The sequence below is a fragment of the Galbibacter marinus genome, assembly GCF_000300875.1.
Classification (GTDB): domain Bacteria; phylum Bacteroidota; class Bacteroidia; order Flavobacteriales; family Flavobacteriaceae; genus Galbibacter; species Galbibacter marinus.
This window is the reverse complement of record NZ_AMSG01000001.1, coordinates 306,713-322,132: the sequence shown is the minus strand read 5'-3', so window position 1 is coordinate 322,132 and position 15,420 is coordinate 306,713. Positions and strand designations below refer to the sequence as shown.

At 37.8% G+C, this 15,420-nt stretch carries 15 protein-coding genes; 2 read left to right on the top strand and 13 right to left on the bottom strand.

Annotated features, from left to right (window positions below; translation table 11 throughout):
* Positions 1-15: 15 nt before the first annotated feature.
* The 9 genes from I215_RS01410 to pdxA all read right to left on the bottom strand — a co-directional run bounded on the left by I215_RS01410 (position 16) and on the right by pdxA (position 7,707).
* A complete protein-coding gene (locus tag I215_RS01410) occupies positions 16-570 on the bottom strand; it encodes a DUF5004 domain-containing protein (RefSeq protein ID WP_008990158.1) in 555 nt (184 codons plus the stop codon).
* Positions 571-734: 164 nt separating this feature from the next.
* On the bottom strand, positions 735-1,442 hold the full coding sequence (gene mtgA, locus I215_RS01405; protein WP_008990157.1) for a monofunctional biosynthetic peptidoglycan transglycosylase: 708 nt from the start codon (positions 1,440-1,442) through the stop codon (positions 735-737).
* The gene (locus I215_RS01400) at positions 1,435-2,571 is read right to left on the bottom strand and encodes an NAD(P)/FAD-dependent oxidoreductase (protein ID WP_008990156.1); all 1,137 of its coding nucleotides are present in this window, start codon (positions 2,569-2,571) and stop codon (positions 1,435-1,437) included. Before I215_RS01400 ends, mtgA begins: the two co-directional genes overlap by 8 nt.
* Positions 2,572-2,672: 101 nt before the next feature.
* Entirely contained in the window at positions 2,673-4,031 is a 1,359-nt protein-coding gene (accC, locus tag I215_RS01395; protein WP_008990155.1) for an acetyl-CoA carboxylase biotin carboxylase subunit, read from the bottom strand.
* 87 nt (positions 4,032-4,118) lie between these two features.
* Entirely contained in the window at positions 4,119-4,610 is a 492-nt protein-coding gene (accB, locus tag I215_RS01390; protein ID WP_008990154.1) for an acetyl-CoA carboxylase biotin carboxyl carrier protein, read from the bottom strand.
* 34 nt (positions 4,611-4,644) lie between these two features.
* Positions 4,645-5,640, bottom strand: a complete 996-nt coding sequence (locus I215_RS01385; protein WP_008990153.1) for a beta-ketoacyl-ACP synthase III — start codon at positions 5,638-5,640, stop codon at positions 4,645-4,647.
* A 176-nt stretch (positions 5,641-5,816) separates the two neighbouring features.
* Positions 5,817-6,014 carry a 50S ribosomal protein L32 gene (rpmF, locus tag I215_RS01380; RefSeq protein ID WP_008990152.1) on the bottom strand — a complete coding sequence of 66 codons (198 nt, stop codon included), beginning with the start codon at positions 6,012-6,014 and terminating at the stop codon, positions 5,817-5,819.
* Between the two features lie 9 nt (positions 6,015-6,023).
* Positions 6,024-6,560: a YceD family protein gene (locus tag I215_RS01375; protein WP_008990151.1), complete on the bottom strand. Its 537-nt coding sequence runs from the start codon at positions 6,558-6,560 to the stop codon at positions 6,024-6,026.
* A gap of 100 nt (positions 6,561-6,660) precedes the next feature.
* The gene (gene pdxA / locus I215_RS01370) at positions 6,661-7,707 is read right to left on the bottom strand and encodes a 4-hydroxythreonine-4-phosphate dehydrogenase PdxA (RefSeq protein ID WP_008990150.1); all 1,047 of its coding nucleotides are present in this window, start codon (positions 7,705-7,707) and stop codon (positions 6,661-6,663) included.
* 136 nt (positions 7,708-7,843) lie between these two features.
* Here pdxA and I215_RS01365 point away from each other — a divergent pair, with 136 nt between their 5' ends.
* Both I215_RS01365 and I215_RS01360 read left to right on the top strand, forming a co-directional pair.
* Complete coding sequence (locus tag I215_RS01365; RefSeq protein WP_008990149.1) at positions 7,844-8,434, top strand: riboflavin synthase; 591 nt, start codon at positions 7,844-7,846, stop codon at positions 8,432-8,434.
* A 184-nt stretch (positions 8,435-8,618) separates the two neighbouring features.
* Positions 8,619-8,999 carry a DUF1508 domain-containing protein gene (locus tag I215_RS01360; protein ID WP_008990148.1) on the top strand — a complete coding sequence of 127 codons (381 nt, stop codon included), beginning with the start codon at positions 8,619-8,621 and terminating at the stop codon, positions 8,997-8,999.
* A gap of 271 nt (positions 9,000-9,270) precedes the next feature.
* On the opposite strand, the gene I215_RS01355 is transcribed toward I215_RS01360, so the two are convergent.
* The 4 genes from I215_RS01355 to I215_RS01340 form a co-directional block, all read right to left on the bottom strand.
* A complete protein-coding gene (locus tag I215_RS01355) occupies positions 9,271-11,220 on the bottom strand; it encodes a M1 family metallopeptidase (protein WP_008990147.1) in 1,950 nt (649 codons plus the stop codon).
* A gap of 165 nt (positions 11,221-11,385) precedes the next feature.
* Positions 11,386-14,049: an alpha-L-rhamnosidase gene (locus tag I215_RS01350; RefSeq protein ID WP_040459660.1), complete on the bottom strand. Its 2,664-nt coding sequence runs from the start codon at positions 14,047-14,049 to the stop codon at positions 11,386-11,388.
* A 140-nt stretch (positions 14,050-14,189) separates the two neighbouring features.
* Positions 14,190-14,489 carry a cupin domain-containing protein gene (locus I215_RS01345; RefSeq protein ID WP_008990145.1) on the bottom strand — a complete coding sequence of 100 codons (300 nt, stop codon included), beginning with the start codon at positions 14,487-14,489 and terminating at the stop codon, positions 14,190-14,192.
* Positions 14,490-14,639: 150 nt separating this feature from the next.
* Positions 14,640-15,410 (bottom strand): BT1926 family outer membrane beta-barrel protein, encoded by a 771-nt coding sequence (locus I215_RS01340; protein WP_008990144.1) that lies wholly within the window; start codon positions 15,408-15,410, stop codon positions 14,640-14,642.
* Positions 15,411-15,420: the final 10 nt, after the last annotated feature.

The following is a 15,420-nucleotide window of genomic DNA, read 5'->3' as shown; positions in this document are numbered from 1 at the left end:
TTATTTTAAATATTGTTATTCAGCTTCTTCTACCGGTGGTGTTGGCACAATAGGTCCTTTAGTAAAAGTATGAGTCACATCTATTTCAATTCTCTCACCACTTTCTTTGGTAAAGAAAGTTGATATTGTATACGAAAAAGTAGTTCTCTGGTCATTTACATCTAATTCAACGACACTCTCTGTACATGCAGTAATAAGGCCTAAAGTAGAACCTCCAAATTTCCAGGTACCTTCGATAGCTGCAGGAGAATCTTCACAGTCTTCGACATTTGTACGAGCAGAATATTTATAGATTCTATCTGTACCAAAATCGTACTGCAAATCATTTTGACAATCGGATTGTTGGGCAAAAATATCGGTGCTAGGATTATCTTCATCATCGTCCGTTAGATCGATCTCCTCAGAAGACTCTATGGCAGTTAGGTGCCATTCTCCTGCAAAAGCAGTTTCATCTGCGCTAAGCGCTCCAGTATAATCTGGGATACATTGGTTATCGTCATCATTACAGCTCACAAACACCCCTGTTAGAGCGGCAAATAGAACAACTGCCATCAATTTTTGTTTTTTCATTTCTTGCTATTTAGTGTTTATTATACCTTAAAGAAGCAAAAACAGTAAAAAGGTTGCGTATATTGGAAAAGAATTTTAATAATTGTGCTTATATCCAGTGGATATAAGGGATTTAAGCACTACTGAATTCTTAAAATGTTAATCCTCTCCAAAACAAATCCAAATTATTTATCAGAAGGAGTAGGTAGGCTATTTAAATCCAAAGGGCCATAGAATTTCATTTGTTGAAGTATCCAATTTTTGCGCTGTTGCACATAGGACGTTGCTGGATCTGCTTTCATTTTTAATGGATTGGGAAGAATCGCTGCAATGGCAGCCGATTCGTATTTAGAAAGCGTTGATGCATCTTTACCGAACCAATAATTGGCGGCAGCCTGAGCTCCGTAGATTCCATCCCCCATTTCAATGCTATTTAAATACACTTCCATAATTCTTGACTTGGACCAAAGTAACTCAATTAAAAAAGTGAAATAGGTTTCAAATCCCTTTCGGACCCAACTCCTTTGTGGCCAAAGAAATACATTCTTTGCCGTTTGCTGACTAATGGTACTGGCTCCTCTTAGTCGCTTGTTCTCAGAATAATTGTCAAGAACCTTTTCAATGGCCTGAACATCAAATCCAGCATGGCTACTAAACTTTTGGTCTTCGCTACAAATCACAGCAAGTTGTAGGTTCTTAGAAATTTTCTCCAATGCCACCCACTGATGGTTCCATTTAATTTCTTTTTTCTGTTGTAGTTGTTCAGCACTACGAATGACCATTAACGAAGTAGCAGGAACTGGCACCCATTTATAAAAAAGCACCCAGAATACGGTAATGATTATGAACCAAAAACACAGTTTTAAAACAAAACGAACAAATTTTTTAAACATATTCCATCATTAAATTTGCTAGGTCCTCACCTACCTGTGAACCAATAGCGATTCCCATGCCTCCAAGTCGAACACCACAGAACACATGATTCGTTAATTGTTTAATTATTGGCTGCTTAGAATTCCCTACTCCCATGATACCGCTCCATCGCATATCAACCTTCGCTTCACCGCCAGGAAGAATTACCTCCCTGAGGAGCTCTTGGAGTTTATCTTGGATAATTTTAGTGGTTGCAAAAACACTGGTTTGTTCAGTTAAGATATCCAAGTTTCTACCGCCACCAAGTAAAATTCGATTATCAATATTTCGAAAATAGTAAAAACCTTTATCCAGATGAAAGCTACCTTTAATCTTTAAATTCGGTATCGGTTTTGTAATCAGTATTTGAGCTCTAGCAGGTCTGACATTTAAGTCGCTATTAGGTAATTCGTTATATAGACCATTGGTTGCAATGGATAACTTTTTTGTTGTGAAATCTCCTAAATTGGACTTTACCAGCACGTCATCTTCTCTGGTGTGATATCCATCTACACATACGCCATATAAGATGGTGACCCCGCTTGCTACACATTTCCTATACAGCGCATCCATCATCATGCCAGTGTTTATTTGTCCTTCAAAACTATTCACTAGATACTGATCAAAAACACCCTGAAAAGAAAAAGTGTTTTTCTGGGTTGAAAAAACGTTCTTTTTGAAAATTGGGTATAAGCGCTTATTAATCTGATCAAAGCTATCCATACACTCCAAATAAGTCTCTGGAGCTTTTTTTAAAAACACTTCAAACCCTCCGTAATGCTTGTAACCAATCTGTTGTTCACCCAGGGTGCTTTTTAATTTCTGAAGCCCTTTGTAACGCTTTTCTACTAGTTCAAGAACTTGATCTTCAGAATGCCCGTTTAAGTCATCTAAAAGCTCAGAGACGCTTCCAAAACAAGCAAACCCTGCATTTTTAGTACTGGCCCCTTTAGGCAGAAGACCTCTTTCAAGAACTGCTATACTACTTTTTGGGTATTTCTCTCTTAACTTCAATGCACAATTAAGACCCACGATCCCTGCGCCCACCACGGTAAAGTCGACGTTTGAAAAATACGTTTTCCGCTCCCAGTATGAAAGAGATATAGCCATGACTTAAAGTTAAGAAAATTGGAATGATATTTACTTTAACGACAAACGGCTTGCAGAAATTGCAAGCCGATATATTGTCTATGTTTCCTTAAAAAGAAAAACTATTCGTCCTCTTCCTCCTTAGGCTCCATTTGGAAGTCTTCCATAAATTTAGTGGTGTAGTTACCAGCCACATAATCTGGATGATCCATAAGTTGTCTATGGAACGGTATGGTTGTTTTAATTCCTTCGATTACGAATTCATCCAAGGCACGCTTCATTTTATTGATCGCTTCCTCACGCGTTTGCGCAGTGGTAATTAATTTAGCAATCATAGAATCGTAGTTTGGAGGGATAATATATCCACTATAAACATGAGTGTCTAAACGGATTCCATGTCCTCCTGGAGCGTGAAGGGTAGTTATTCTCCCTGGTGAAGGTCTAAAGTCGTTATAAGGATCTTCAGCGTTAATTCTACATTCTATTGAATGCAGCTTAGGAAAGTAGTTCTTACCAGAAATAGGCACACCAGCAGCTACTAGGATCTGCTCGCGAATTAAATCGTAATTTATAACCTGCTCGGTAATTGGGTGCTCTACTTGGATACGAGTATTCATTTCCATAAAGTAGAAATTTCTGTGTTTGTCCACCAAAAATTCTACCGTTCCTGCTCCTTCATACTTAATATACTCTGCCGCTCTTACAGCTGCTTTACCCATTTTTTCTCGTAGATCATCAGTCATAAATGGAGAAGGAGTCTCCTCTGTTAATTTCTGGTGTCTACGTTGAACTGAACAGTCTCTTTCAGAAAGGTGGCATGCATTTCCAAATTGATCTCCTACAACTTGAATCTCAATATGTCGTGGTTCTTCGATGAGTTTTTCCATGTACATACCATCATTTCCAAAGGAGGCTCCAGCTTCTTGTTTTGCGCTTTCAAATGCTTTTTGAAGATTTTCTTCTTTCCACACTGCGCGCATCCCTTTTCCACCACCTCCAGCAGTTGCCTTTAGCATTACTGGATATCCCATTTCTTTAGCTAGTTTTCTAGCTTGTTCTATGGATTCCAATAAACCATCAGAACCTGGTACAGTAGGAACTCCGGCCTCTTTCATAGTTGCTTTTGCAGAGGCTTTATCTCCCATACGGTCGATCATCTCTGGGCCAGCTCCTATAAATTTTATGCCGTGTTCTTTACAGATTCTTGAAAAATTAGCATTTTCAGACAAGAACCCATACCCTGGGTGTATGGCATCTGCATTGGTAATCTCTGCAGCTGCTATTATATTGGAGATTTTCAAATAAGAGTCTTTGCTAGGCGCTGGTCCTATACAAACCGCCTCATCTGCAAATCGAACGTGTAAACTTTCCTCATCAGCTTTGGAATAAACCGCAACGGTTTTAATCCCCATCTCTTTACAAGTTCTAATCACACGAAGCGCAATTTCACCTCTATTTGCAATCAGTATTTTTTTAAACATCTCTTGAAACTTTAAATTATCGATTCTAAATTTTAAATCATTCTAAAGACCCATTTAGGACCTTTAAAACACAGGATTCAAGATTTCTTATGACGGGTCAACCAAAAATAAAGGCTGATCAAATTCAACAGGAGAAGAATCATCAGCCAACACTTTTACGATCTTACCAGAGACCTCAGCTTCAATTTCATTGAAAAGTTTCATGGCCTCAATAATACAAAGCACATCACCCTTAGCAATGGTATCGCCCACTTCCACAAAGTTTGGTTTATCTGGAGCAGGTCTTCTGTAATAAGTCCCAATAATAGGAGATTTAATCGTAATGTACTTGCTATCTTCTTCTGAAGGTTGCCCCTGTGCAGGTGCATTTTCAGTAGCAGCAGGAGCTTGAGGAGCTACTGGCTGTGTTGGCAATGCCTGATTAACAGGAATCTGTTGAACATAAGTTGTCGTCTCACCTTTTTTATCCTCTGAACCGGTTTTGATGGTGATTTTCACATCATCCGTCTCAAGTTTCACTTCACTTGCTCCAGATTTTGCCACGAATTTGATTAAACTTTGAATTTCTTTTAAATCCATGATTGTTTCTTATTAGTTTTGAGTTTTGTTTTTACTAACTATTATAGGCCCACTTTAAATAGATAGACCCCCAAGTAAAGCCACCTCCAAAGGCAGCAAATATCAAATTATCCCCTTTTTTTAATTGGGTTTCGTAATCGCTTAACAATAGCGGCAAGGTAGCCGATGTGGTGTTTCCGTAATTCTGTATGTTTATCATTACTTTAGACGGATCGAGATCCACGCGGTTAGCCGTAGCCTGAATAATCCTCATATTGGCCTGATGTGGTACTAACCATTGGACATCTTCCTTAGTTAGATTGTTGCGATCCATCATCTTTTCCGCAACATCAGCCATATTAGAAACCGCATATTTAAATACAGTTCTACCATCTTGGAAAACAAAATGCTGTTTGTTCTTTACGGTTTCTAATGAAGCAGGAAGTACAGAACCTCCAGCATCGATTTTCAAAAACTCCCTTCCAATACCGTCACTTCTCAAATATTCATCCTGCAGTCCTAATCCTTCTTCATTAGGTTCAAAGAGAACTGCGCCTGCACCATCTCCAAATATAATGCAGGTGGTTCTATCTGTATAATCTAAAATTGAAGACATTTTATCTGCTCCAATTAATAGTATCTTTTTATAGCGTCCTGATTCAATATAACTAGAAGCAGTAGACATCCCGTATAAAAAACTAGAGCAAGCAGCTTGAAGATCGTATGCAAATGCATTAACTGCGCCAACCTCAGAGGCTACATAAGCAGCTGTTGCAGCAACGGGTAAATCTGGGGTAGCCGTGGCGACAATTACCATGTCGATTTCTTTCGGATCAGCGCCACTTTTTTGCAGCAGTTCCTGCGCAGCCTTAATGGCCATAAAAGAAGTACCCTTTCCTTCTTCCTTTAATATATGCCTTTGTTTGATTCCAGTTCTAGTTGTAATCCACTCATCATTTGTATCTACCATTTCTTCCAACATCTTGTTGGTCAAAATAAAGTCAGGCACATAAGCTCCTACAGCAGTAATAGCTGCCTTAAGTTTACTCATAATTCGCTTAGTTTTTATCAAAAACGTGAAAAAATGCGATCAAAATTAATCGAAATTACTAATTTTTGTCCGATTAGCGGTGCAAAATAGGGTGTTTTTGATTTATAGAAAAATTTTAAATAAAAAAACTCTCACTTCTTGTGAGAGTTCTAAAGTCTTTTAATTGCAAATCAACATTATGCAACCTCTTCTACTGTGTTATCAATAAGAACTTGACCTCTGTAATAAAGTTTTCCTTCATGCCAGTGAGCTCTGTGATAAACATGCTGTTCCCCTGTTGTTGGGTCTGTAGCTATTTGAGGAGCAGTCGCCTTGTAATGCGTTCTTCTTTTATCTCTTCTAGTACTAGACTGTCTTCTTTTAGGATGTGCCATTTTTAAATCTTATTTATCCGTTAATAGTTTTTTCAATTGATCCCATCTAGGATCCGTTTCACCGTCTTTATGTTCAATTTCTTCCTTTGGCTGGAATTCTTCCAGTTTATCTAATATCTCAGTTGATAGCGTTCCGTCCTTTATTCCTGGGTGGACCCGTTTTAAAGGAACAGAAAGTACAATCATTTCATAAATGAATTGTGCTACATTTATTTGATGCTCTCCATGTGGAATAATGAGAATTTCTTCATTTTCATCATTGTACTGATCTCCAAATTTCACCACCAAATGTAGTTTTCCTTTTATTTCCTGGTCATACTGCTCATTGCATACATCGCAATTCACATTTACATAACCCTGAGCCTTAAAGGTCAATTCCAACAAGCTGCTTTTTTTATCCAATTCCATTGAGACTTTTACATCTGCATCATTGAAATCATCATATTCAAAAGCATCAAAGAACGCTTTTTTGATATCAAAATCAAACTGGTGTTTTCCTTGTTTCAATCCCACAAAAGGAATATCAAAGTCCTTAAGTTTCTTCATTTTCAACATCAGTTTTTACAAACCTTATCACTTAATAATAAGGCGGGTGCAAAGATATAAATTTTTATTTATGAAAATAATCTTATTAACTTTTTTTTGTTTATAACTTTCCTCCGCTTTTTTTAAGTGGGTTTTTGGTTAATTCTTTATATTCTTCTCTATTATTATAAATACGTAATGCCGTAAATACAGCTTCGGCAAAAGAGCTGTGATTAGCTTCCCCTTTACCAGCAATCTCAAAGGCTGTACCGTGATCTGGTGAAGTTCTAACCTTAGATAATCCCGCTGTATAATTCACTCCTTTTCCAAAGGAGAGCGTTTTGAAAGGGATTAATCCTTGATCGTGATATGAGGCGAGAATGGCATCAAAATTATGATGCGATCCAGAACCGAAAAAACTATCGGCAGCATAAGGACCGTAAATTAATTTGCCAGATTCGTTCAATTTAGCAATTGTAGGCCTTAATACCTCATCATCTTCCGTTCCAATAACGCCATTATCACCTGTGTGAGGATTGATACCTAAAACAGCTATTTTTGGTTTGCGAATTCTAAAATCTTCTTTAAGAGATTCATAAATCTTATTAATTTTAGTTTCTACCAGCTCAGGAGTGATGGCATCACTAACTGCTTTAACTGGAAGGTGGTCAGTTAGTAATCCTACTTTTAATTCTTCGGTTACCATAAACATGAGTGCTTGTCCTTCTAATTCCTGCGCCAGATAATCCGTATGTCCAGGAAATTTAAATTCATCTGACTGGATGTTGTGCTTGTTAATCGGAGCTGTGACTAGAACATCCACCTGGTCATTCTTTAGCGCCTCTACAGCCGCTTTTAAAGATAACAAAGCATATTTCCCACCTTCAGCAGTTTCCTTGCCAGGTTCAATATTAGGAGTTTGTTTCCAAACATTGACAACATTTAATTTTCCAGCAACCGCTTTAGAGGCATCATCTACTCCATTATAAGCAATATTCATCCCAAGCATTTTGCGCTGATAATTAATTACCTTAGTAGATGCAAAGATTATTGGAGTACAAAACTCCAGCATTCTAGGATCTTCAAAAGTCTTAAGAATTACCTCACAGCCTATTCCATTGAGATCTCCTATTGATATTCCCAACCGGATATTTTCACCATTGTTCATCTTTTTGGATGCTTTAGATTTTTACAAACACTGTTTATTGGCAGTTATTACACTATTTAGTAGGTTTGTTATAACAATTACGACCTACCCCAAAGAGCGATACCTCAAATGCAAATTTAACTAATAATTTATACATATGTTCACCGGAATAATAGAAGAATTGGCAAGTGTCACAAAAATAGAGTCTCAGGGAGAAAATCTTCACTTCACTATAAAGAGTAGTATTGCGCCTGAATTAAAGATTGACCAAAGTGTGGCCCACAATGGTGTTTGCCTAACGGTGACATCAGTAAATGATCATACCTATACCGTGACCGCGATTAAAGAAACCTTGGACAAGACTTCATTAGGAAGTCTTTCTGTTGGGGATATTGTCAATTTAGAACGCGCCATGAAAATGGGCACCAGACTTGACGGACATATTGTACAAGGCCATGTAGACCAAGTGGGTGAATGTATTTCTATCGTAGATGAAAATGGTAGTTGGCGATTTACCTTTAGCTATGACCCGTCATTAAATAATGTGACTATAGAAAAAGGCTCTATTACAATAGATGGTACAAGCCTAACGGTGGTGGACTCAAAAGAGAGTCAATTCAGCGTGGCCATTATACCTTATACCTATGATCATACACGATTCAAACAGTATAAGGTAGGCACCACAGTGAATTTAGAATTCGACGTGATAGGAAAATATGTTTCTCGATTAATGCAAATTAAGAAATAGATTTGTTTAGGGGATTCCTTAAAGTCGATTCCCTGCAAAAGTCCTAAACTGCGGTAGAACTATCCCTTTTTTTTAGGTGAATTACTGTTTTATTAGTTCAAAAGTGTTTCTCAAATTAAATATGGCCATCAATGTCTAATAAATTTTAGCTTTGCAGGCTTAACTTTAAAATTCATTCTGACCTATGGGTATGTTTGTTATCAGCAAACGACAAAACGGAGATTATAAATTTGTCTTTACATCGAGAAAAGGAAAAACAATATTCACCAGTATTGGCCTGAAAAAAAAGCAGGATTGTAAAACGATGATAAATGGCTTGGCGGGCCATATTCACCAGTTCAGTTTTAGAAAAAAATCAACTCCTTCTGGCAAACATTACTTCAGGCTTATCAAAGATGGCTTTGTTCTTGCTACAAGCCGTAAGTATTCTACTCCACTAATGCTTAGTAAAGGTATTGATGAGATTTTAAAATACCTCCCAGAGGCAGAAACATTGGATTTTTCTGAGAATGACGATATTTTCAAAGACGACAATAAACTCGTGGAACAACCCAATTCCCTGTAAACCCCGAATTTAATAATCCCTCATGCCAGCAGCGGAAATGGACTTTATCTTTTTTTGCATCTTCCGTACCAAATTATAAATCTGGTAATAGGAAGAGAACTCGCGATAATTCCTGAAAGAAAGATGGATAATTTTCCGATTAATTCTCAAGAGAAGATTGCTACTCTGTTTATAAATTTGAACTTTATGGTTCAGGCCGAAGTAGGGCTAAAAAAAACTGCCTGAGAAGCTCAGACAGTTTAATTAATTAAGTATTTTAATCCTTTAAGCCTTAATCATAAAAAGAAGTTCCAGGCCATGAATCGTTAGAAGGGTTGACATCGGGTAACAACTTATCCGGATCAATTTCGATACTCTGTGGAAGCACATCTGTCTCTAATAAAAAGCTCCAAGTATCTCCTCTTTGCCAAATTTCTACAGGTAATGTTTTCTGCTCCACAGTACCATCTCTGTAGGTAATTTCCATTTTAACTGGCATAGGAATATCCCCTTTGTTGGCTACAGTCACAATGAAAGCGTCCTTTTCTGGGGTTTGACGAAGACCTGAAATTGCAAGATCAATGTTTCCAGTTCCGTAGAACCAATTTTTAAAGAACCAAGAAAGATTCTCTCCAGTAACATTTTCCATATGATTGAAAAAGTCTGCTGGCTGAGGGTGTTTATACGCCCATGCTTCTATATATGACTTAAAGGCATTATCAAAACGCTCGTGATCTAAAATATACTCCCTGAGTAATAACAATCCAATTGCTGGCTTTCGATAAGCAGTCATACCAAGGTTTCTTAAGTTCGTAGCGTCTGGGTAGGTATCAATTCCTTCTCTAGTTTCGCTTTGGAACCACCCAATCATATTTCTAGTCTTTGATAAAGAAGCTGGATATTCTCCATAATCAAGTGTACTATAATAATTGATAAAGCTATTAAAACCTTCATCCATCCAAGCGTATCTTCTTTCGTTAGATCCAACAATCATTGGGAACCAGTTGTGACCAAATTCGTGATCTGTTACACCCCATAGACGTTCACCTTTACTTTTCCAGCTACAGAAATTTAGTCCTGGATATTCCATTCCTCCTACATTAGCAGCAACGTTTGTAGCCACTTTATATGGGTATTCATACCATCTGTTTGAATAGTTCTCAACAGAATGCTTTGAATATTCAGTAGATCGTCCCCAAGCCTCATATCCAGCACTTTCTTTAGGGTAAGCAGATTGTGCTAAAGCTTTTTCTCCACTTGGAAGATCTATTTTAGCAGCGTCCCAAATAAATGCTTTTGAACTTCCAAAAGCCACATCTCTGGTATTTTCCATTTCAAAATGCCAGGTAAGAGTTCCGCTTTGTTTTGCTCTAATTGACATGTCATCAACTTCCTCTTCTTTAACAATAAAAACCGTTTCATCACTCTTACGAGCTTGAGCCAAACGTTCTCTCATTAATGGAGATAATACTTGATTTGGATTAACAAGTACACCTGATCCTACTACGATATGATCATAGGGTGCGGTGATTTGGTAATCAAAATCTCCATATCCCAGATAAAATTCACCTGCGCCTAAATAAGGTTCAACATTCCAGCCTTCAACATCATCATAAACCGCAGCACGTGGATACCATTGGGCCATAGCATAAATAGTTCCTTGCTCTACATCTATTCTTCCCATTCTATCCATTCCTCTCTCAGGAATTTTATAGGTAAAGTCCATAGAAACAGTTGCAGTACCTCCTTGGGCCTTTATAGGTTTTTCGAACCAAACCTGCATTCTGGTATCATTTATAATGTGCTTGGAAGAAACTGTTCTTTGTGTTTTAGCTTCTAGGTTTGAAATCTCATATCCGCCGTCAACTTCTCCATTGTAACGATTCCCTTCAATTGGGGTGGTTAGAGTTCCTCTTGAATTTTCAGTAAATCTATTCTGTTCCAGATGTAACCAAATAAATGGTAAAGCATCCGGACTATTATTAGTATAGGTGATGGTAATCTCACCTGTTAATGTATGTGCTTGGTCGTCTAGGGTTGCTTTGATAGAGTAATCCACGCGATTTTGCCAATAGTCTGGTCCTGGAATCCCAGCAGCCGAACGATAACGGTTACCAGAGCGATCCATAAATTCGCTGAACTCCTGCTGATTTCGCTCCACCACTTGTCCAATAGCAGCAGTTGTAAATGCAAGGAAAAGAAATAAAAACATTCCTCCTTGATACCTTTTTGTGTACTTCATATGTATAATTATTAAATTAGCCAGATGTATTCTTAACCAACAAATCTAATGAACGTTAGGTTGTGTGGCAAACTTTTTCTCGCAGAACAAATAATTCGAAAAGAATATTTTACTACTTGGCAATTAATTAATTGAAAATACCCTCACAACTTGGGATTTTTAAACCTATCGCTTCACTTCAAATATATAGGTTCCTGGACTGAGTTCTTTGGTAAAAACCTCACTAAACGAAAGAGTATCTCCCTGAAACTTAACAGTGTCAACATCCAGAAATAAGGTCGCGGTGCTATTGCTTGGAATACGAGCCTGATAAAGGATCGTTCCATCAGCATCGGTTTCCCAACGCGACACAATCTCCCCTTGAGGACTCTGGAATTTCGCCTCAAACTGATCGAGTCCTGCCACTATATTTGGTTTCAAAATAATATGTTTAAATCCTGGGTCCTCGGGATCTGGTAGGATTCCACCAAGACCTGAGTACAACCAACCTCCAATAGCCCCAAACATAATATGGTTTTTAGATATATCAGCAGTCGCGTGAATATCCCAATTTTCATAAAGCGTCGTTGCTCCATTTTTTATCCACCATCCCCATGAAGGGTATGTAACTTGGGAGGCTACCTTATAGGCTAAATCCGCATAACCATTTTGACTCAACGCTCCCAAAATTGTCCGTGTACCCAACAATCCAACATCGATGTGATTATCTGCTTTTTCAACTGCATCTACAAGACCTTTGGTAACCTTCTCTACCAAAGAATCAGGAACTATTCCCCAATATAAGGGAGCACTTTGTTCTGTTTGAAATCCTTTTCCGTAGATGCCAGTTGTGGGATCTAAGTACTTATCATTTATAGCTTTTTTAATTTGTCTTGACAGCGAAGTGTATTTTTCAAAATCATCCTGCCTTCCAAAATGCTTTGCTGCTTTTGCCAAAATACTGGCATCGACATAGTAATAGATAGAGGATGTCAATTCTTTTGGAGTAACGGATTTCACGGGGACCCAATCCCCAAGCCCCCAATCGGTGAGTCCCCCACCATAACTTATAGAGCTTATGTAATCAACATATCTTTTCATGGGTTCATACATCATTTTCAAGGCATGATCATCACCGTAAAACTGATATAATTCCCATGGAATTATCGTTATAGTACTTGTCCAATCTGGTCCATTTCCCCAATCATATCCCCAGCCACCCCAGGTGGGAATAATGGAAGGCAAAACACCATTAGGTTGTTGCTCATCCATGTGGTCTTTCATCCATTTTTCGTAAACGGTAATACCATCATAGTTATAGAGCCCCGTTTGAATATTGATATGGGCATCACCCGTCCAACCGTTTTTTTCTCTTTGTGGACAATCCGTTGGATATCCAAATAAATTCGAACAATAGGAATTATTAGTTGCTTTCCAAATGCTATTCAATAGTTTATTCGAACTGTGAATTTTCCCTATCGGGCGAACATCTGTGTGCATGAACAGACCTGAGAGATCGTCTTTTTCCAAAACAACAGGAGTGGAACTTTTAACCTCCACATATTGAAAGCCTTTATAATTAAACTTAGGAGCAAACACTTGATCACCTGCACCACTTAAGATATAGATATCCGTCTGAAAAGGATCCAAAGTATCTTCAGGCCGATAATGCATATTAATATTCGATAAATCTAAGTTTCCAACACTGTCCAGTTGTTCCGAATGCGTCACTTGAACAATACTTTCCTTATCTCCACTGATACGAAGTTTTGTAATTCCAGAAATATTCTGTCCTAGATCAAAAATATAGCGCTTATCACTCATTTTTTTCATACTAACCGGCTGAAGTACTTTAACAGTTCTAATCGGCGGAATGGATTGAGATACTATATTATTAGAAGGTGCTTCAACTTCAAGGGAAGACTTCCATAACTGGTCATCAAAATTTACGGTATTCCAACCCTTTTGTTCCAAATTGGCGTTGTAATGCTCACCTGTATAGATACTGTTAAAGACCACCGGTGCTAATGAAGTTTTCCAGGTTTTATCCGTTGTGAGCAGCTTAGTTGTTCCATCGTCAAAAGTAATTCGGATATTCAGGCAAAACCGTGGTCTTTTCCGCCATTTTGCACGATCAAACAACCATACTGCGGTGGACTGATGGTTATACCATCCATTACCCAGTAAGACTCCAATTGCCACTTGATTTTCTTTAATATATTCCGTTACATCATAGGTGACATAGGTATTTCTTTTGTCAAAACGCGTATAAACTGGATCCAATCGATGGTCTCCAACTTTACTTCCATTGATATAAAGTTCATACAACCCAGCTGCAACAATGTAAGCTCTTGCTTTGACAACATTTTTTTCTAAACCAAACTCCTTTCGAAAATAAGGAGCTGGTTTAAGATCAACATCCTCATTATCGGTAATCCATTCTCCTTCCCATTGCTTTGTTCCCATCATTCCAGTCTCAAAAGAAGAAATGTTTAATGGACTTTTTTGTCCAGAAGCTCCCACAACAGAAACACCCCAATAATATTTAGTAAAAGGTTTTAGTGAATCACCGTCATAAGTGATTAAATTAGTAGTTGACTTGCCATGCTTGCTCCATATTATACCCTCTTTGTTGAGTAATTTTAAAGAATCTGTGGATAGAAATATTTCGTATTGATCCTGGATGGTCAGTGGTGCTGATTTTTCAAATTTCCAAGAAAACCTGGGATTTGATGCATCCATACCCAATGGGTGATCCAAATGTTCGACTTTAAGATCGGTGAGTTGTATTTGATTGGATTGCATACAGGCCGTACATACTAACAGTAGCATCCCTAGTAATAAACGCATATATTATGTTTTGGAAATTAAATGTAGGTATTTAATTTTCATATGACAAAACAGGCCGTCTTTGAAATCTATTCAACTGCATCAAATTGTGTTTCTCTGCGTTGGGATTTTTGCATTTAATGTAGCCTTTAGATCTTAACTTAGTTCCCTTGGGTCAACAAACACAGACTGTCTTCCAAGGCCTCTACCCAATGTGTTACCTCAAGGGGAATATCCACTTCTTCATATTTATTAAGTGTTACTTCCCTATCCTTTTCCTGATAAATAACAGCGCCCTCTAAAACGGTTAATTTAGATTTTAGATGTGCCTTATGCTCTTTTAAAATCATACCTTTATTAAACCCCATCACTAGAGTCTTAAAACCTGATCCTTGATGAAGGGATAGGGCCACCGGGCCTTTAGATGTTTTGAGTTTTTCCTTTACTTGTTTTATGGTCATTTTTAATAGATTTTCTTCAAAATTCCGATATACACTTACTGTGGAACACACTGGTTAAAGATAGCGAAAATCTACCAACTTTTAGTAAAACAAGTAAGGGGGCCACTTATTCAGAAGCCCCCTTAACCCAACCATTATGTTATTGAACATTTAAAATTTAAATCCTATACGAATGAATGGTTGGGATAAAAATGAGACCGTGGAAGTTTGTGCTGAGCGTTCCCCAAAACCAGGGCCAGCGAATTTTTCTGTTTTAGCAAAGACATAATTTACAGTCTTAATTTCTGCTCCTATAAAGAATGCTTCTCCAAAGTAATAGTCAATACCAGCGGTGGCTTGAGCGCCAACGCCAAGTAATGAAACACTTCTCTCACTAATATCTACAATATTTCCTCCATCAATCGCAGGATCAAATTGACTCCTTTTGGCATAATAAAATGGAATAGTTACTCCCATGTAAGGGTGGACTTTTTCGTATTTAGTTTTGAAAAAGTACTGCCCTCCAAGGTTTAAATTTAAATCCACTTCATTGCTCTCAACGATGGATTCAAATTCTGGAATAGAAGAAGCGTTACTACTAGTTATTACTCCTGGGATATTTGTCATCCCGGGTGTATGCCTAATAATAGCTCCTCCGCTCATTAATATAGAAATACGATCCGTAACAAAGTACCGAAGCTCAGCTCCAATCATATTGGTGAGTTCATTATTATTATTACTCATTGTATTTATATAAGGAGCGTCACCAGAAACGCTTTGGGGTACAGGAGAAGGAACTGTCAAACCAGCTTGTAAAAACCTACCTCTACCCAATAGAAGCGAACCTGTGAAGTCACCCTTCTCTGGGCCTATTTCTTCTTGTGCATTGGTATCTATTATTGAAACCAATAATAATACTGCTAATAATATGTATCTCATCATGATCTTGAGT